The sequence below is a fragment of the Stenotrophomonas sp. DDT-1 genome (genome assembly GCF_001580555.1).
Taxonomy (GTDB): domain Bacteria; phylum Pseudomonadota; class Gammaproteobacteria; order Xanthomonadales; family Xanthomonadaceae; genus Stenotrophomonas; species Stenotrophomonas sepilia.
On record NZ_LEKR01000009.1, the window covers coordinates 1 to 19,143 of the forward strand.

Annotated in this window: 15 protein-coding genes; 10 read left to right on the forward strand and 5 right to left on the reverse strand. The window is 67.9% G+C overall.

Translation table 11 applies throughout. The features are described 5' to 3' along the window. Positions 1–457 precede the first annotated feature (457 nt). The gene (tyrS, locus tag AB839_RS06460) at positions 458–1,669 is read right to left on the reverse strand and encodes a tyrosine--tRNA ligase (RefSeq protein WP_005420460.1); all 1,212 of its coding nucleotides are present in this window, start codon (positions 1,667–1,669) and stop codon (positions 458–460) included. A 167-nt stretch (positions 1,670–1,836) separates the two neighbouring features. Here tyrS and AB839_RS06465 point away from each other — a divergent pair, with 167 nt between their 5' ends. Continuing rightward, a complete protein-coding gene (locus AB839_RS06465; protein WP_061478736.1) occupies positions 1,837–3,309 on the forward strand; it encodes a peptidoglycan DD-metalloendopeptidase family protein in 1,473 nt (490 codons plus the stop codon). 66 nt (positions 3,310–3,375) lie between these two features. Further along, complete coding sequence (locus AB839_RS06470) at positions 3,376–4,503, forward strand: anhydro-N-acetylmuramic acid kinase (protein ID WP_081280424.1); 1,128 nt, start codon at positions 3,376–3,378, stop codon at positions 4,501–4,503. 68 nt (positions 4,504–4,571) lie between these two features. Here the strand turns inward: AB839_RS06470 and AB839_RS06475 are convergent, their stop codons facing one another. From AB839_RS06475 to AB839_RS06485, 3 genes are all read right to left on the reverse strand, one after another. Then, entirely contained in the window at positions 4,572–4,802 is a 231-nt protein-coding gene (locus AB839_RS06475; RefSeq protein ID WP_005420465.1) for a hypothetical protein, read from the reverse strand. A 77-nt stretch (positions 4,803–4,879) separates the two neighbouring features. Next, positions 4,880–6,253, reverse strand: a complete 1,374-nt coding sequence (locus AB839_RS06480; RefSeq protein ID WP_049455489.1) for a muropeptide MFS transporter — start codon at positions 6,251–6,253, stop codon at positions 4,880–4,882. Continuing rightward, complete coding sequence (locus tag AB839_RS06485; protein WP_061478738.1) at positions 6,250–7,050, reverse strand: exodeoxyribonuclease III; 801 nt, start codon at positions 7,048–7,050, stop codon at positions 6,250–6,252. Before AB839_RS06485 ends, AB839_RS06480 begins: the two co-directional genes overlap by 4 nt. Before the next feature lie 161 nt (positions 7,051–7,211). Between AB839_RS06485 and pyrE the strand changes: the two genes are divergently transcribed. The 8 genes from pyrE (at position 7,212) to AB839_RS06525 (ending at position 16,710) form a co-directional block, all read left to right on the forward strand. Continuing rightward, entirely contained in the window at positions 7,212–7,871 is a 660-nt protein-coding gene (gene pyrE / locus AB839_RS06490; protein WP_005420471.1) for an orotate phosphoribosyltransferase, read from the forward strand. Between the two features lie 19 nt (positions 7,872–7,890). Beyond that, positions 7,891–8,553 (forward strand): hypothetical protein, encoded by a 663-nt coding sequence (locus tag AB839_RS06495; protein ID WP_061478739.1) that lies wholly within the window; start codon positions 7,891–7,893, stop codon positions 8,551–8,553. Between the two features lie 221 nt (positions 8,554–8,774). Then, on the forward strand, positions 8,775–8,867 hold the full coding sequence (locus AB839_RS06500) for a potassium-transporting ATPase subunit F (RefSeq protein ID WP_005407770.1): 93 nt from the start codon (positions 8,775–8,777) through the stop codon (positions 8,865–8,867). 12 nt (positions 8,868–8,879) lie between these two features. Continuing rightward, complete coding sequence (gene kdpA, locus AB839_RS06505) at positions 8,880–10,589, forward strand: potassium-transporting ATPase subunit KdpA (protein WP_061478740.1); 1,710 nt, start codon at positions 8,880–8,882, stop codon at positions 10,587–10,589. Positions 10,590–10,599: 10 nt separating this feature from the next. After that, complete coding sequence (gene kdpB / locus AB839_RS06510) at positions 10,600–12,657, forward strand: potassium-transporting ATPase subunit KdpB (RefSeq protein WP_061478741.1); 2,058 nt, start codon at positions 10,600–10,602, stop codon at positions 12,655–12,657. Next, the gene (gene kdpC / locus AB839_RS06515; RefSeq protein ID WP_061478742.1) at positions 12,654–13,304 is read left to right on the forward strand and encodes a potassium-transporting ATPase subunit KdpC; all 651 of its coding nucleotides are present in this window, start codon (positions 12,654–12,656) and stop codon (positions 13,302–13,304) included. Before kdpB ends, kdpC begins: the two co-directional genes overlap by 4 nt. A 51-nt stretch (positions 13,305–13,355) precedes the next feature. Then, positions 13,356–16,016: a sensor histidine kinase KdpD gene (locus AB839_RS06520; RefSeq protein WP_061478743.1), complete on the forward strand. Its 2,661-nt coding sequence runs from the start codon at positions 13,356–13,358 to the stop codon at positions 16,014–16,016. Next, positions 15,997–16,710, forward strand: a complete 714-nt coding sequence (locus AB839_RS06525; protein WP_005420506.1) for a response regulator transcription factor — start codon at positions 15,997–15,999, stop codon at positions 16,708–16,710. Before AB839_RS06520 ends, AB839_RS06525 begins: the two co-directional genes overlap by 20 nt. A 78-nt stretch (positions 16,711–16,788) precedes the next feature. Here the strand turns inward: AB839_RS06525 and AB839_RS06530 are convergent, their stop codons facing one another. Further along, positions 16,789–19,137 (reverse strand): phosphomannomutase/phosphoglucomutase, encoded by a 2,349-nt coding sequence (locus AB839_RS06530; protein ID WP_061478744.1) that lies wholly within the window; start codon positions 19,135–19,137, stop codon positions 16,789–16,791. Positions 19,138–19,143: the final 6 nt, after the last annotated feature.

Genomic DNA, 19,143 nt, shown 5'->3' on the forward strand with positions numbered 1-19,143 from the left:
TTGCTTTAAAACAATTAATAGTTGCTTGATCAAACGTCTGCAAGATGGACAATCATCCTTCCTGCAGGCGCCTTCACAAGATACCTGCGCATACTTTCAAAGATCCGGGGAAGTGGCCTCAGCGCCGCTCCCGTGTGCTGCGAAGTTTCCTTCGTAGCGAGCCGCCCATTATGCCAGACTTTTTCAGTCCGTCAACACCTTCGTTCGATCATCTCGTTCGGCGGTGGTGGGTGCCCTGTTGTCGCTGAAGCCCCTTGGTGGCGACCCCTGCGACGGGGGAGGAGAAGTATGTCCCCATTCCCATCATTTGTGAAGGGGGTGTGGCGATTTTTTTCACCGGATGTTGCATCTGTTCATGCGCCGCGCTGCGGCAGGAACCCGTGAAGAGCAGCCGAGCGTGGGCTTGGCCCTACAAGAGCAGAAGGAAGGGCCGGCTGGCGCCGGCCCTTCCTTCTTCTCAGCCAGCAACCAGGCGCACGCGGGCGAAGGTGCGCTTGCCGACCTGCAGCAGGCCTTCGAAGCCGGGCTGCAGCACCTGCTGGCCGTCTTCGACCACTTCACCGTCCACCTTGACCGCGCGCTCCTTGAGCTTGCGGTTGGCTTCGGAGTTGCTCGGGGTCAGGCCGGCCGCCGTCAGCAACGCGGCAATACGCAGGCCTTCGGCCGGGATCGCCACATCCTGCAGCGGCAGCTGGGTGATATCGCCCTGCCCGGTCACCGCCGCTTCCCAGCCGGCAATCGCCTGCTCTGCCGCCACGGCGTCGTGGAAACGGGTCGCCAGCTCACGCGCCAGGCGCAGCTTGACCACGCGCGGGTTCAGGCCGCCATTGGCCACCTGCTCGCGCAGCTGCACGGCCTCGGCCTGGCTGATGTCGAAGGACAGCAGCTCGATCCAGCGCCACATCAGGGTGTCGTCCACCTTCATGGTCTTGGTGACGATGTCGATGGCCGGCTCGCTGATACCAATGTAGTTGCCCAGCGACTTGGACATCTTGTTGACGCCGTCCAGGCCCTCCAGCAGCGGCATGGTCAGCACCACCTGCGGCTTCTGGCCATGGTGTTCCTGCAGGCCACGGCCCATCAGCAGGTTGAACTTCTGGTCGGTACCGCCCAGCTCGACGTCGGCCTCCAGAGCCACCGAGTCGTAGCCCTGCACCAGCGGGTACAGGAACTCATGGATGGCGATGGACTGCTGGGCGGCATAACGCTTGGCGAAGTCGTCGCGCTCGAGCATGCGCGCCACGGTGTGCTGGCCGGCCAGACGGATCATGTCGGCCGCGCCCATCTTGCCGAACCACTCCGAGTTGAAGCGGACTTCGGTACGGCTGCGGTCCAGCACCTTGAACACCTGTTCCTCATAGGTACGGGCGTTGGCCAGCACGTCATCGCGGCTCAGCGGCTTGCGGGTCAGGCTCTTGCCCGAGGGATCGCCGATCATGCCGGTGAAGTCGCCGATCAGGAAAATGACCTGGTGGCCAAGGTCCTGGAACTGGCGCATCTTGTTCAGCAGCACCGTGTGGCCCAGATGCAGGTCGGGCGCGGTGGGGTCGAAGCCGGCCTTGATCCGCAGCGGGCGGCCCTCCTGCAGGCGCGCACGCAGATCCTCGAGCTTGAGGATCTCGTCGGCACCGCGGCCGATCAGGGCAAGGGCTTCTTCAATCGAGGACACGTGACTACTCCCGGCAACGCCGATTCTTGTGTGGGGTGTTAAAGCAAAGTTAACCCGATTGGCTTCACAAAAGCCAATGGGCACAAGGGTTTGACGCGGTTTTCTCAGGTGTCTATGGTAACCGCCGATCAGGCCCGCGCTCCCGGGCCGCCAGGAAAAGACCGCCGATGCACAATTCCGAACAAGGGCGCGCACGCAAGCAGCGCTTCCAGGAACGCCTTCACGTCCTGCACGACAACGCCCTGCATCGGAAGCTCAGGCAACACCTTCCCGCCGCCTTCAATGAGCGCTGGACCCGCCGCCATTGGATGCACGCCAGCCTGTTTGCGACCATCGGCGCCCTGGTGGCGACGATCGTCCCCGGTTTCTCGCACACCATTGATGCGCCTTACGCGGACAGCCACACCAGTCTGGCGCTGCCGCTGCCGCCGTTGACCATGGCCCGCCAGCAGCAGGTGCCGGGCGACAGCTGGCAGGTGCTGCGCATCCAGCGCGGCCAGACGCTGAGCGATCTGTTCGACAAGGCCGGCATTCCGGCCAGCACCCTGCACCGGGTGCTGGAGCACCCCGGTGCGCGCGAGGCGCTGACCAAGCTGCGCCCGGGCGCCGAGATCGCCTTCGACATGCCGCTGTCCGGCGATCTGCGCAGCATCCGCTTCGATCGCGACGCCGACAACCGGGTGGAACTGAGCCTGACCGGCGATGACATCAAGGAGAAGGTGACGCGGCGCGAGACTTCCACGCGTACCGTGGTCACCAGCGGCGAGATCACCAGTTCGCTGTATGCCGCGGCCCGCCGGGCCGGGCTGTCGCCGTCGGCGATCGCGACGATGACCGACGACATCTTCAAGTACGACATCGACTTCTCCAAGGACCTGCAGCCGGGCGACCGCTTCAGCGTGGTGATGGACGAGACCTGGCGCGAAGGCGAGAAGGTGGACACCAGCAAGATCCTGGCGGCGACCTTCACCACCGGGGGCAAGACCTATTCCGGCTTCCGCTTCGACCGCAACGGCAAGTCCGAGTACTACGACATCAACGGCCGTTCGTTGAAGAAGAGCTTCATCCGCATGCCGATCCCGTTCGCGCGGCTGAGCTCGACCTTCGGCGCACGCAAGCACCCGGTGCTGGGCAAGATGCGCATGCACAAGGGCGTGGACTACGCCGCGCGTACCGGCACGCCGATCATGGCCGCCGGCGATGCCCGCGTGCAGTTCGCCGGCGTGCAGCGCGGCTATGGCAACGTGGTGATCCTCGATCACGGCCGCGGCCACACCACCCTGTACGGGCACATGTCGCGCTTTGCGAACATCAAGACCGGCCAGCGCGTGGCCCAGGGCACGGTGATCGGCTACGTCGGCTCGACCGGCCTGGCCACAGGCCCGCACCTGCACTACGAATTCCGCGTCAACGGCGAGCACCGCAACCCGCTGACCGTGACCATGCCGCCGCCGGAGCCGCTGAAGGGCGCCGAGCTGGTCGCCTTCCGCGCGCAGACCGCGCCGGCGATGGCCCGCATCCAGGGCATGGAGAAGCTGATCTACGCCGATGCCAGCCCGGCACCGACCAGCCGCGACGAGGCCGCCACCGAGGTGGCCAGCGCCAAGGACAAGCAGTCGACCGGCCGCAAGCGCGGCTGAGCGCGCTGCGTTGACGAACGAGGACGCGGCAGCCCAAGCTTGCCGCGTCCTTTTTTTATGCCCGCCATGAACACCACTGCCGACGCTGACGCCCCCCTGTACCTTGGCCTGATGTCGGGCACCAGCGCCGACGGCATCGATGCCGCGCTGGTGCAGTTTCCCGCGGGCGGAGGCTGCCGCTTCGTGCATGGACTGACCGCCCGCTGGGAACCGGTGCTGCGCGCGCGGCTGGTGGCGCTGGGCGAAGGTGGCCCGTTGGATTCGCTGGAGGAGCTGGGCGAACTGGACGCGCGGATTGCGATCAACTTCGCCGAGGCTGCCAACCAGCTGCTGGCCGAAGCCGGCGTGGATCGCAGCCAGGTGCGCGCGATCGGCTCGCACGGCCAGACCGTGCGCCACCGCCCGCTGGCCGATCCGGCGTTCACCGTGCAGCTGGGCGACGGCAACCGCATCGCCGAACTGACCGGAATCACCACGGTGTCCGACTTCCGCCGTCGCGACGTAGCGGCCGGGGGGCATGGCGCGCCGCTGATGCCGGCTTTCCACCTGGGCATGCTGGGTGCCGCCGATGAAGACCGCGCGGTGCTCAACCTGGGCGGCATCGCCAACCTGACCCTGATCCCGCGCGAAGGCGCGGTGCGTGGCTTCGATACCGGCCCGGCCAACGCGCTGATGGATGCCTGGTGCCAGCGCCACACCGGCCGTACCTTCGATGCCGATGGCGCGTATGCCGCCAGTGGCGCGGTGGACGAGGGCCTGCTGGCCGGCTGGCGTTCGGACCCGTGGTTCGCGCTGCCGCCGCCGAAGAGCACCGGGCGCGAGCAGTTCCATCTGGCCTGGGCCGAGGCCCACATGGAGGAAGGCGAATATGCCGCTGCCGATGTGCAGGCCACCCTGCTGGAGCTGACCGTGGCAACCGTGGCCGATGCGCTGCTGGCGCAGCAGCCGCAGACCCGGCGCCTGCTGGTCTGTGGCGGCGGCGTACGCAACCGGCAGCTGATGAAGCGCCTGGCGGCGCGGCTGCCGGAGGTGCAGGTGGAGTCCAGCGCGGTGCACGGGCTGGACCCGGAGTACGTGGAGGCGATGGGCTTTGCCTGGCTGGCGCAGCGGACGATGGACGGGCTGGCCGGCAACCTGCCGAGCGTGACCGGAGCCAAGGGGCCGCGGATCCTGGGGGCAATCCACCTGGCGTGAGGTGGCGCCATCCACGCATGACGTGGATTCACCGGGCAGCCGAGCGTGGGCTCGGCTCTACAAAGCCGCTAATCGAAGCCCTGCCCTGCGGGCAAGGCCTGCAGGGCGGCGATCGCATCGGAGAGGGCGTCCACTTCGGGATCGCCGAAACCGGAGCGGACCTCCAGTTCACTGCTGAACAGGCCCTGCTCCAACAACGCGGCGCAGGTCTGTTCATGGGTCCAGCCGCGGGCGACCGCGACACGTCGGATACGTTCCAGCAGCAGCGGGTCCAGGTCCCGCAGCACAACGTCGGCCATGCTCACTTCCCCGTTCGCAAGGCACCGCCCCCTCGGCGCGTGGGGGCGATGATCCCGCAGACTGGACGGGCAGGCAATCAGGTCGAGCTGGAGGCCTGGCGACGGCGCTGCTGCAGGATCAGCAGGGCGCAGAGGATCACCACCGGGATCGCCACCAGCGCGGTACCGACGAAGAACAGCGCGTAGCCTTCCAGCAGCGTCCGACCCTGTGCGAGCGTCTGTACCGACCACCCCGAGAGCCCCTTGAGCGCCTTGCCGGGCATCGCGTAGAACGAACTCAGCAGCGCGTACTGGGTTGCGGTGTATCCGATGCTGGTCAGGCTGGACATATAGGCGATCAGCGCCGTACCGGCGAAACCGCTGGCGAAGTTGTCGATGGCCATGGCCACAGCAAAATGGGTCGTGTCTGGGCCCGAATAGGCCAGCCAGGCAAATGCCAGGTTGGAGGCAGGCCCCAGCACGGCACCCACCATCAGCGCCGCCAGCACCCCCCAGCGAACCGAGACCAGGCCCGCCGCAGCAATGCCAACGAAGGTCGCGACCAGGCCCACCGAGCCACGCACGGCGCCCACGGTGTCCTCGTCCAGGCCGAGATCGACATAGAAGGGGTTGGCCATCGGCCCCATGACGAAGTCGGCCATGCGATAGACGCTGATGGCCACCAGGATCAGGATCGCGCCGCTGCGATGCTCGCGGACGAAGGCGATGAACGGCCCCGCCACGGCGTCGAACAGGCCGCGCGGCGTCCACAGGGAGGTCGCCTGTGCCTGCACGGCAGCCACTTCCCGCGCGGGTTCACGGGCCATGACCACGGCTACCACGCCAAGCGCCATCAGCACGGCCATGATCTCGTAGGAGACCTGCCAGCCAACACGGGCCGCGATGATCAGGATCAGTGCATCGGTGACCAGCAAGGCAGTGCGGTAGCCCAATGCCGAGGATGAGGTCAGCAGGCCAAGCTGCTCGCTGTTGTCAGCACTTTCAATGCGCCAGGCATCGATGACGATGTCCTGGGTGGCCGAAGCAAACGCCACGATCACGGCCATTACGCCGAACACGACGATGTGCTGCCAGGCGATGCCCAGGAACTGGATCTGGCCGCCCTTGGGCTGGACCAGCGCCATGCCGACAAGGCCCACCACTACGACCAGCTGCGACAGCAGCATCCAGCCGCGGCGGCGGCCAAAACGACCGAACAGAGGCACGTCGGTCTTGTCGACGATCGGCGCCCACAGGAACTTCATGGTGTAGGCCAGCCCGACCCATGACAGGAAACCGATCGTGCTCAGCTCGATGCCTTCCTTGCGCATCCAGAAGCCGAGCGTGTTGCCCACCAGATAGATGGGCAGGCCCGAACTGAAACCGAGCAGCAGCATCGCCAGCACCTTGCGCTGGCTCAGGTTGGACAACACCTGCTGCCACGGTCGGCGCGGCTTGGCGGCCTCAGTCACAGGTCGTAGTCCACGGTGAACGGGGCGTGGTCGGAGAAGCGCTCGTCGCGGTAGATCGAACAGCTACGCAGTTTGTCGCGCAAGCCCGGCGTGATGAACTGGTAGTCGATGCGCCAACCGACGTTGTTGGCGCGGGCGGCGCCGCGGTTGCTCCACCAGGTGTAGTCCTCGCCGGCGGGATTGAGCAGGCGGTAGGCATCGGCCCAACCGCGGCCGGCGGCGACATCGGTGGCCTGGCCGTGGTCGGCGCAGAGGGCGTTGAGCCAGTCGCGCTCCTCCGGCAGGCAGCCGGAATTCTTCTGGTTGGACTTCCAGTTCTTGATGTCCAGCGCCGAACGCACGATGTTCCAGTCGCCGCACAGCACGTAGTCGCGGCCGCTGCGCGCCCACTCCTCCAGGATCGGGCGCAGCCATTCCATCACTTCGAACTTGAAGCCCTGGCGCAGGTCACCCGAGCTGCCGGAGGGAATATAGAAGGAGACCACGCTGAGATTGCCGTAGCGCGCCTCGATGTAGCGGCCTTCGTCGTCGAACGGGGCCCAGCCCAGCGAGGTGATGACCTGGTCCGGCTCGCGCCTGCTGTAGATCGCCACGCCGCTGTAGCCCTTCTTGGTGATGGCGTCGCGGTAGAAGCAGTGATGGCCATCCGGACGGAACATCGGGTCGGTCAGCTGGTCTTCCTGGGCCTTGGTTTCCTGGATGCACAGGACGTCGGCGTCCTGGGCACGGAACCAGTCCAGGAAGCCCTTGGTCGCGGCGGAACGGATGCCATTGGCGTTGAAACTGATGATGCGCATGCGGGGACCTGCGGCGGGAAACCGGGCAAGCATACCGGTTGCCTGTGGGGCTGCGCAGTCCGCCAGGCAGCGCCGCGACACCGTTCACGCGGGGCCGGACGAGCGCGAAACGCCCAGCTGGATTAGGATTTGTGCTCCAAATGAAGATGAATCGAGTTTTGATGAGCGACCACCGCCACCGTTTCCTGCAGCTGGCCCTGACCGCCGACGCCCTGCGCTTCGGCCAGTTCACCCTCAAGTCCGGCCGGCTGAGCCCCTATTTCTTCAACGCCGGCCGTTTCGACTCCGGTTCGCTGCTGTCCCAGCTCGGCGCCTGCTATGCCGATGCCATCGATGCCAGCGGGATCAAGTACGACGTGGTGTTCGGCCCGGCCTACAAGGGCATCCCGCTGGCCACCGCGATGGCCTGCGAGCTCGCCCAGCGCGGCCGCGACCTGCCGCTGTCATTCAACCGCAAGGAAGCCAAGGACCACGGCGAAGGTGGCCAGCTGATCGGCGCCGACATGAATGGCAAGCGCGTGCTGATCGTCGACGACGTGATCACCGCCGGTACCGCGATCCGCGAAGCGCTGGGCATCATCCGCGCTGCCGGCGGCACCCCAGCCGGCATCGTGGTAGCCCTGGACCGCCAGGAGATCGCCTCGGAAACCGACCGCCGCTCGGCGGCGCAGTCGGTGGCCGAAGAGGCCGGGATTCCGGTGATCGCCGTGGCGTCGCTGGCCGATCTGCTTGATTTCGCCTCCGGCAACCCGGAACTTGTGGGTTACCGCCAGCCGCTGGAAGCCTACCGGGCCCAGTACGGCGTCCGTTCGATCCGCTGACCGACCCAGGGGAAAGGTCATGTCCCGAGTTCCTGCCGTTCTCTTTGCCGGCCTGCTGCTGGCCGTGCCGTCCACCGTGCCGGCGCAGTCGCGCGACGGCGGCAAAGTGGAAAAGAAGCTGTATTGCTGGAACGAGGGCAAGGAGCGGATCTGCAGCGATTCGCTGCCAGCCGATGCGGTCAATCACGCCCGCGAGGAGTTCAACGCGAAGAGCGGCCTGCGCAATGCGCAGGTCCAGCGCGCGTTGACCGACGAAGAGCGCGCCGCGGCCAGCACCCAGGCGCAGCAGCAGCAGCTGGACCTGATGGCCGAGCAGACCCGCCAGCGTACCGAGCAGGCGATGCTGTCCACCTATGGCAGCGAGGAGGACCTGCGCCGGGTGTTCGCCGAGCGCCAGGAAGTGCTGGACAACAACCTCAAGACCGCCGAGTACAACGTCACCAGCCTGCGCGAATCACTGGTGGCGCTGCTGTCGGCCGCCGGTGACCGAGAACTGGCCGGTGGCAAGGTCGCCGACAAGCAGGCCGAGGCGATCCGTCAGCGGCACGTGCAGTTGCAGGCGCAGCAGCGCCTGCAGGCCGGGTTCCTGCAGCAGCAGCAGGCGCTGAAGGCGGAAATTGAAAGCACCCTGCAGCGCTATCGCGAGCTGAAGGGCGTGGCACCGACGAGCCAGGCCCCGTGATTCGCTTGTAGAGCCGAGCCCATGCTCGGCTCCGCGTGACCTTGGGAAAGAGCAGCCCAGCATGGGCCCGGCTGTACAGTAGGCGGCGCCTGGTTACGGCTTGGCCCACGGAATTTATGCACTCTTTACGCGTCGGCACGGTCCGGCGCGTAGTGCGTTTATGGGCGGCAGGACGACGATGACGGCCTGAGGTGGAGGGGTTCCACCAGGACGCTATTGCAATGTCCCCCTGGCTGTCGTTGTTGTGTGGCGTGCTGGTGCTGGTCGCCGCCGCCTATCTCCTTTATGTCGTGCTGCGGCCCGAGTCATTCTGAGCGGAGCCTGCCATGACCGAGATGCTTGTGATTATTGCCGCCAGCCTGTTGCTGGCGTGGCCGCTGGGCCTGTACCTGGCGCGCGTGATGCGCGGCACGCCGATGAAGGCCGACGTGCTGTTCAACTGGATCGAAAAGCCGTTGTACAAGGTGTTCGGCGTCGATCCCTCGCGCGCGATGTCCTGGCGCGGCTACGTGCTGGCCTTCGTCCTGAGCAACGTGGTGGTCGCCGTACTGACCCAGGCGGTGTTCATGACCCAGGCCTGGTTGCCGTTGAATCCGGACCAGATCCCGAACATGCGCTGGGACACCGCGCTGCACACGATGATCTCGTTCCTGACCAACACCAACCAGCAGCACTATTCGGGCCAGGCGCAGCTGTCCTACCTCTCGCAGATGACCGGCATCACCGGCCTGCAGGTGGTGACACCGATGATGGGCCTGGCGCTGGCGGTGGCGACGCTGCGCGCGTTGTTCTCGCGTGCGCCGCAGGCTGCGGCGGCCACCAGTACCGGCGATGACCGCCAGGTGGCGGTGGGCAACTACTACGTGGACGTGGTGCGCCTGTGCGTGCGCTTCCTGTTGCCGCTGTGCCTGGTGTGGACCCTGCTGCTGACCAGCCAGGGCGTGCCGTCGACGATGGCCGGTGGCCCGCAGGCCACGCCGATCGATGCCAGCGCCGGCATGGCCGGACAGAAGCTGCCGCTGGGCCCGGTGGCGGCGATGGTCGCGGCCAAGCAGCTGGGCGCCAACGGTGGCGGCTGGTACGGCCCGAACAGCAGCTTCCCGCTGGAGAACCCGACCCCGCTGTCGAACGCGCTGGAGATCGTCGGCATCCTGCTGGTGCCGATGGCGGTGATCTTCATGATCGGTGCGTTCACCGGCCGGCGCCGGTTCGGCGCCCTGGTGTTCAGCTGCATGCTGGGCATGTCGCTGCTGTCCACCGGCGCGATGGTGTGGAGCGAAGGGCACAGTGCCAGCGCCGCCACGCCGCTGCTGATGGAAGGCAAGGAGGTGCGCTTCGGCGCCGACGGCACGGCGCTGTGGGCGGCGGTGACCACCCAGGTCTCCAACGGCTCGGTCAACGGCATGCATGACTCGCTGGCGCCGCTGAGTGGCGGCATCGCGATGGTCAACATGCTGGTCAGCGCGATCTGGGGCGGCATCGGCTGTGGCCTGCAGCAGTTCATCGTGTACCTGCTGCTGGGCGTGTTCCTGGCCGGGTTGATGACCGGACGTACGCCGGAACTGTTCGGCCGCAAGCTGGAGACGCCACAGGTACGCCTGCTGGCCCTGCTGGTGCTGCTGCAGCCGATCACCCTGCTGGTGTTCACCGCGATCACCCTGGCCGTGCCCGGGCTGGCCGCTACCTCCAACCCGGGCTTCCATGGCATCAGCCAGGTGTTCTACGAGTACGTCTCGGCCTACGCCAACAACGGCTCGGGCTTCGAGGGGCTGGGCGACGCCACGCTGTGGTGGAACCTGAGCTGCTCGCTGGTGCTGCTGCTGGGCCGCTTCCCGCTGCTGATCATCCCGCTGGTGGTGGCCGCGCAACTGGCCGCCAAGCGCCAGGCGCCGGAGTCTGCCGGCAGCCTGCAGATCGAAACCCCGACCTTCGCCCTGACCCTGGTCTCGGTGATCGTCATCCTGACCGTGCTGCAGTTCATGCCGGCGCTGGTACTCGGCCCGATCGCCGACCACCTCAGCCTGGGACTGCACTAAGGACACCCCGATGAGTACCCACGCAAGTTCCACCCGTAGTTCCCTTGCCCCGCGCCCTGCGCTGCTTGATGGCGCCGGCCTGCGCCGTGCGCTGGTCGAAGCAGTACGCAAGCTATCGCCGATGCACCTGGTGCGCAGCCCGGTGATGGCGGTGGTGATGGCCGGCACGATCGTCGCCGCCATCGTCACACTGACCGGCAATGCGCCGCTGGGCTTCGGCCTGGCGGTGACCGCGATCCTGCTGGTGACCGTGTTGTTCGGCAATTTCGCCGAAGCAGTGGCCGAGGCGCGTGGCCGTGGCCAGGCCGCATCGCTGCGCCGCGCTCGCCAGGATCTGGTGGCGCGCCGCCTGGCCGCGCCGCAGCCGGGGGCTGCGGAAACCCAGGTACCTGCCGCCGAGCTGCGCCCGGGCGACCATGTGATCGTCAGTGCCGGTGAGCTGGTGCCGGCCGATGGCGAGATCGTGCAGGGCCTGGCCACCATCAACGAGGCGGCGGTGACCGGCGAATCCGCCCCGGTGCTGCGCGAGGCCGGTACCGACCGTTCCGGCGTGATCGGCGGCACCAAGGTGCTGTCCGACCAGATCATCGTGCGGGTGACCGCCGAGCCGGGGCACAGCTTCCTGGACCGGATGATCGCGCTGGTGGAAGGTGCCAACCGTCAGAAGACGCCGAACGAGATCGCGCTGACCCTGTTGCTGGCAGCGATGACGCTGACCTTCCTGGTGGTGGTGGCGACGCTGCCGGCGATCGGCGCGGCGGTAGGCGTGCAGGTCGATCCGCTGCTGCTGATCGCGCTGCTGGTATGCCTGATCCCGACCACCATCGGCGGCCTGCTGCCGGCCATCGGCATCGCCGGCATGAACCGTGCGCTGGCTGCCAACGTGCTGGCCAAGTCGGGCAAGGCGGTGGAAGTGGCCGGCGACGTCGACGTGCTGCTGCTGGACAAGACCGGCACCATCACCTACGGCGACCGCCAGGCCAGCCACTTCCATCCGTTGGCCGGCATCGACGCCAGTCAGCTGCGTGAAGCGGCGCTGCTGTCCTCGCTGGCCGACCCGACCCCGGAAGGCAAGTCGATCGTACGCCTGGCGCGCGAGCAGGGTTGCGCCACCGCCGAGCCGGACCATGCCGAGTACCTGGCGTTCAGTGCACAGACCCGCATGTCCGGCGTCGATCTGGAACATGGCCGGCAGATCCGCAAGGGTGCCGCCGATGCGATCCGCGCCCACGTACAGACGCTGGGCGGCAACGTGCCGGCGGAACTGGCCGGTCGCGTCGAGCAGGTGGCGCGCAATGGCGCCACCCCGCTGGTGGTGGCCGAGGGTCGCCACGTGCTGGGCGTGATCGAGCTGTCGGACGTGGTCAAGCACGGCATGCGCGAGAAGTTCGCGCAGCTGCGCGCGATGGGCATCCGCACGGTGATGATCACCGGCGACAACCCGCTGACCGCCGCTGCCATCGCTGCCGAAGCCGGCGTCGATGACTACATCGCCGAGGCCCGCCCGGAGGACAAGCTGGCGCGCATCCGCCAGGAACAGGCCGGTGGCCGGCTGGTGGCAATGGTCGGTGACGGCACCAACGACGCCCCGGCACTGGCCCAGGCCGACATCGGTCTGGCGATGAACTCCGGCACGCAGGCGGCGAAGGAGGCCGGCAACATGGTCGACCTCGATTCGGACCCGGCCAAGCTGCTGGCGGTGGTGGAAGTGGGCAAGCAGCAGCTGATCACCCGCGGCGCGCTGACCACCTTCTCGCTGGCCAACGACGTCTCCAAGTACTTCGCGATCCTGCCGGCGCTGTTCGCCGCGGCCGTGCCGACCATGGCCGCACTGAACGTGATGCAGCTGTCGAGCCCGCGCAACGCAGTGCTGGCGGCACTGATCTTCAACGCCCTGGTGATTCCCGCCCTGATTCCGCTCGCCCTGCGTGGCGTGCGCTTCCGCCCGGCCACCGCAACGGCGCTGCTGCGCCGGAACATGCTGGTGTACGGCCTCGGCGGCGTGCTGCTGCCGTTCGCGGCGATCAAGGCGATCGACCTCCTTCTTGTCCTGGTATTCGGCGCATGAACCGTACTGTTTCCACTTCGTCTTCCCTTCCCCGCGGACAGAAAGCCGAGGCCCGCGTGGCGAGCCTGCAGGATGGCGCAAGCTGGCGCCCGGCGATCGGCCTGGGCCTGGCCACCCTGCTGCTGGCCGGCGCGGTCTACGCCGGCATCGCCACCGGCTTCGCCGGCCTGGCCTACCCGACCCAGGCCGAGGGCAGCCTGCTGCGCGACGGCAACGGCCAGGTGCGCGGCTCGGCGTGGCTGGCGCAGCCGTTCACCGCTGACGGCTACTTCCAGGCGCGTCCGTCGGCGGCCAACTACGACCCGATGGCCGCGGCCGGTTCCAACCTGGCGCGCAGCAATCCCGCGCTGGCCGAGCGCGTCGCTGCCAGCACCGCTGCGGTGGCTGCACGGGAAGGTGTCGCGCCAGCGCAGGTTCCGGCCGATCTGGTAACCCAGTCCGGCGGCGGTCTCGATCCGCAGTTGTCGCCGGCCGCCGCACAGCTGCAGGTGGCGCGCGTAGCGCGTGCCCGTGGCCTGCCGGTGGAGCGCGTGCAGGCACTGGTGCAGGCGCATACCGAAGGGCGCCAGTGGGGCCTGTTCGGCCAGCCACGGGTGAACGTGGTGACGCTGAACTTCGCGCTGGACCATGCGGCCAAGACGCCGTGATGCCGGTCTGTACCCGCTGCGCGCACAATGGTGGCCATGACAGCGGCCCCCATGACTGATGCACGTACCCGCCAGGCCGATGCCCTGGTTGAAGGCCTGCAACGCGAAGCCGGCGGCAAGCTGACCGTGTTCCTCGGTGCGGCGCCGGGCGTGGGCAAGACCTACACCATGCTGACCCGCGCGCAGGAACAGCTGCGCCGCGGCGTCGACCTGGTGGTGGGCCTGGTGGAAACCCATGGACGCACCGATACCCAGGCCCTGCTGGAGGGCCTGCCGCAGCTGCCGCTGAAGGACGTGGCCTATCACGGCCATGTCCTGCAGGAGATGGACCTGGATGCCGTGCTGGCACGGCATCCGGCGCTGGTGCTGGTGGATGAACTGGCCCACCGCAATGCACCGGGCAGCCGCCATGAGCGGCGCTGGCAGGATGTGATGGAGCTGCTGGACGCCGGCATCGACGTCTGGACCACGGTCAACATCCAGCATCTGGAAAGCCTCAACGACGTGGTGATGCGGATCACCGGCGTGCGCGTCAGCGAGACCGTGCCCGACGGCGTGCTCGACCGCCTGCACGACATCGTGCTGGTCGATCTGCCGCCGCGCGAACTGATCGCTCGCCTGCAGCAGGGCAAGGTCTATGTGCCCGAACAGGCCGCTCAGGCACTGCAGGCGTTCTTCTCACCGGCCAACCTGACCGCGCTGCGCGAACTGGCGATGCAGGAAGCCGCCGACCGCGTCGACAGCAGTCTGCGCGAAACCCGCGCCGCGCGTGGCGAAGGCAATCTGCCCCTGCGTCGCGGCGTTCTCGTGGCCATCGACGGGGGCGGCCAGAGCGAATACCTGGTGCGCGTGGCGCGGCGCATCGCAGAGCGCCGCGACGCACCGTGGACGGTAGTGACCGTGCAGGGCCGGCGCCAGGACGAGGCGACCCGGCGCGAGATCGATGCGGCCTTCGCGCTGGCACGGCGGCTGGGCGGCGACGCCGAACTGCTGCATGGATCGAGCATCGCCGATGCCCTGCTCGATCATGCCGCACACAACGGCGTGTCGACCCTGGTGCTGGGCCGGACCCGCGAACGTCCACTGGCACGGATGTTCAACCGCACCCTGACCCAGCAGCTGATCCAGCGTGGCGCGCATTACGAGATCACCATCATCAGCACGCCGCAGGCACGCGCACGCTCGCGCCGCGAGAGCCTGCTGCCGCCAATGCGCGGTATCAGTCATGAACCGGCACAAGCCCTGATCGCTACCGCGCTGGCCTGTGCGGTGGCGTGGCTTGCCGAACACTGGGTGGGCATGGCCGACCTGTCGATGGTGTTCATCGTCGCGGTGGTGCTGGTGGCTGCACGCACGCGCGCCAGCGTGGCGGTGATGGCCGCGATCCTGTGCTTCCTGGCCTACAACTTCCTGTTCATCGCGCCGCGCTTCACCTTCGCCATCGGTGCACGCCAGGGCGTGATCACCGTGTTCCTGTTCCTGGCCGCCGCACTGGTGGCCGGGCGCCTGGCCTCGCGCCTGCGCATGCAGGTGATTGCGCTGCGTGCGGCCAACCGCCATGCGCGTGCGCGCCAGCAGCTGGGCCGTCAGCTGGCCAGCGCGGCCGGCAACGGCGAGGTGGCACAGGCAGGCCGGCATGCGCTGGAGCAGGCCCTGGACGTGCCGGCGTGGCTGCGGATCGGCACCGATACCGCCGCCGGTGGCCGCAACCAGCCTGGCGATACCGACCTGGCTGCCGCCGACTGGGCACTGCGCCACGGCCAGCCCAGTGGGCGCTTCACCGATACCCTGGCCGGTGCGCAATGGTGGTTCCTGCCGTTGCTGGACGGCGAAGACCGTGCGATCGGCGTGGCCGGCCTGTACCTGCCCGGCGCACAGGCGCGCCTGCTGCCCGAACAGCGGCAGCTGGCCGAAGCGATGGTCGATGACATCGCACAGGCCGCGCTGCGTACCCGGCTGGTGGCGGAACTGGAGCAGGCACACGTCAGCAACGAGACCGAGCGGCTGCGCTCGGCGCTGCTCTCCTCGGTGTCGCACGACCTGCGCTCGCCATTGGCGGCGATGATCGGGTCGGCCGACAGCCTGGCCAGCTACGGTGCGGCCATGGATACAGCCGATCGCCGTGCTTTGCTGGACACCATCCTGGTCGAGGGCGAACGGCTGGACCGCTACATCCAGAATCTGCTGGACATGACCCGGCTGGGTCATGAAGGGCTGAAGATCAACCGCGACTGGATCGGCGTGGACGAGCTGATCGGCTCGGCGGCACGGCGACTGCAGCGCTACCAGCCAAAGGTGCGGCTGGAGCTGGACATCCCAGCCACGCTGGCACCGATCTGGGTGCACCCGGCGCTGGTCGAACAGGCCGTGTTCAACGTGATGGAGAACGCGGCCAAGTTCTCGCCGCCCGACGCCGCCGTGCAGGTACAGGCGCGCGAGCTGGACGGCCAGCTGCGCATCGACGTGATCGATGCCGGCCCCGGCATTCCCGATGACGAGCGCGCGCGCATCTTCGACATGTTCTACAGCGTCGAGCGTGGCGACCGAGGCCGCCACGGCACCGGCCTGGGCCTGACCATCTGCCAGGGCATGATCGGCGCACATGGCGGCAGCGTGCAGGCGCTGCCCGGACGCGACGGTCGCGGTACCCTGATCCGCATCACCCTGCCCCTGCTCAAGCCAGCCTCCCACGATGAGCCCGACCCCGATTGATGCCAGCGTGCCGGCCGCACGCGTGCTGGTGATCGACGATGAAACCCAGATCCGCCGGTTCCTGGACATCAGCCTGCGCGCGCAGGGCTACCAGGTGCGGCAGGCCGCCACCGGCCAGGAAGGCCTGCAGCTGGCCGCCAGCGAAGACATGGACCTGGTGATCCTGGACATTGGCCTGCCGGACATGGAAGGCCATGAGGTCCTGGAACAGCTGCGCCAGTGGAGCCAGGTGCCGGTGATCATGCTGACCGTGCGCGCCGGCGAAGCCGAGAAGGTGCGCGCACTGGATACCGGCGCCAACGACTATGTGACCAAGCCGTTCGGCACGCAGGAACTGATGGCGCGCGTGCGGGCGCTGCTGCGCACGCGCAGCGTGCCGACCGATGGCACGCCGCCGGTGTTCGATGATGGCCACCTGCACGTGGACCTGGTGCGTCGCGAAGTCGCCCTGCAGGGTGAACCGGTGGCGTTGACCCGCAAGGAATACGCGCTGCTGTCGCTGCTGCTGCGCAATGCCGGCCGGGTGGTGACCCAGCCGCAGATCCTGCAGGAGATCTGGGGCCCGACCCACCAGCACGACACCCACTACCTGCGCATCCTGGTCGGCAAGCTGCGACACAAGCTGGGCGATTCGGCGCTGGATTCGCGCTACCTGTTCACCGAGCCGGGCGTGGGGTTGCGGTTCAAGGGGTGAGGGTGTGTCGACCAGGGTCGACACCTACCAAGAGCGGGCAAGGCGTGCCGACCAACGGTCGGCACCCACCAGGATCGTTCAGAACCCCAGCGGGGTGTCGCCCAGCACTGGTTGCAGCTGGCTACGGAACAGGGCCTGGATGCGTTCCAGTGCGGCCTCGTCGTTGCCTTCGAAGCGCAGCACCAGCACCGGCGTGGTATTGGAGGCACGCACCAGGCCCCAGCCATCGGCGAAGTCCACGCGCAGCCCATCGATGGTCGACAGGCGGCCACCCACATACGGGTTGTCCGGCGACTGCGCCGCCGCCACCAGCATCGCCACCAGGGCATGCGGCGTCCCGTCGGCCACCGGTACCTTCAGCTCCGGCGTGGCGACCATTTCCGGCAGTTCGCCCAGCACCTCGTCCGGGGTTTCCTCGCGCTGGGCCAGGATCTCCAGCAATCGCGCAGCGGCGTACAGACCGTCGTCGAAACCGAACCAGCGTTCCTTGAAGAAGAAGTGGCCGCTCATCTCGCCGGCCAGCTCGGCATCGGTCTCTCGCATCTTCGCCTTCATCAGCGAATGCCCGGTCTTCCACATCAGCGGGCTGCCACCGTTGCGCAGCACATGGTCGGACAGCTTGCCGGTGCACTTCACGTCGTAGATCACCATCGCGCCCGGATTGCGCATCAACACATCGGCAGCGAACAGCATCAGCAGGCGATCGGCGTAGATGATCCGGCCTTCGCCGGTCACCACGCCCAGCCGGTCGCCGTCGCCATCGAAGGCCACGCCGAGATCGGCGCCAAAGCGCTTGACCGTCTGCACCAGGTCTTCCAGGTTGGCCGGTTCGCTCGGGTCGGGATGATGGTTGGGGAAGGTGCCGTCGACATCGCAGTACAGCGGAATGACGTCGGCGCCGATCGCTTCCAGCAGCTGCGGCGCCAGTGCGCCGGCCACGCCATTGCCGGCATCGGCCACGACCTTCAGTGGGCGGTCCAGCTGCACGTCATCGGCGATGCGCTGGATGTAGTCGGCACTGACATCGCGCTGCTGGTAGTCACCGGGCTCGGCGGCCTGCACCAGGCGGCCCTCGACGATGCGCTGGTAGAGATCGGTGATGGCATCGCCGGACAGCGTCTCGCCGCCAATGACCACCTTGAAGCCGTTGTACTCGGGCGGATTGTGGCTGCCGGTGACTGCCACGCAGGTGCCGGTACGCAGATGGAAGGCGGCGTAGTACACCAGCGGTGTCGGCGCCAGGCCGATGTCGATCACCGCGCAGCCGGCACGGCGCAGGCCCTCGGCCAGCCCAGCCGTCAGCTCGGGACCGGACAGGCGGCCATCGCGACCGATCACCACCTCGCGCAGGCCCTGCTCCAGTGCCACGGTGCCAATGGCCTGGCCGATCAGCGCCGCGGTCTTCGGTGTCAGTTCACTGCCCACCACGCCGCGGATGTCATAAGCGCGGAAGATGCCGGCGGCCAGCTCCTCGGCCGGCACCGGCGGTGGCGGCGGTGGTGTGACATCGCCACTGCCGGTCACAGCGGCCACGGGTGGCGGCGCCTGCTGCAGGCTCTCGCTCAGGGTCGGGCCATGGTCGGCCTCGGACGCTGCGGCGCGGCGCGGCAAGGGCAGCGACTTCGGCAGTCGGTCACGTCCCACCACCAGCAACACGGCAATGAACGCCAGCAGCAACGCCACAATGGCGCTGGCCAGCGCGCCCAGGCCCAGCGGACCGGCGTCGACATTCGGTACCGACGCGACCAGTCGCAGCGGCGTGCCTGCAACCGGGCGCGCCAGCGCTTCGGCGCTTTCGGACAGGCCCGCGTCGCCCTGGGTGACCAGATCGAAGCCACCCTGGCGCAGGCCAAGGAAGCCTGCGGACGGCGCACGCACCTGGTCCAGCGGCGAGGTCAGCCGCAGCAGCGGCTGGCGGACATAGATCACGGCCGGCCCCAGGTTGCCCAGCTGCACTGGCGCAGCCAGGCCCAGGCGATTGCCGCCACCATCGCGGACGACGCGCAGGCTGGGTTTGCCCTCAGCCACCGCCGCTTCCAGCAGGGCCAGGCGTGCATACCCGAAGGTGGCCGGATCGGCATAGGCGTTGGCCAGATCGGCCGTCAGCACCTCGACCTGCTCAACCCCGGTCCAGCTCTCGCGCACGGCCAGCGCCGCTGCAGCGGCATCGCCGGCCTGCAGCGCCTGCTGCACGCGATCGTTCTTCAACTGCTGCTGCAGCTGCTGCAACTGGCCTGCAGCGGCCTGCTGCAGGCCCTGCACGGCCTGGTCGCGCGCTTCTTCCAGCGCCTGGCCGTTGGCCTCCTGCCGCCATTGCTGCACCGCGCTCCATCCGAACCAGCCGGCCAGCAGGATCAGCAGCACCCCCAGTAGTGGTGCACTGCGACCCAACGACCGTCCCCGCTGTCCTTCCCCGATGCCGCTCATCGATGT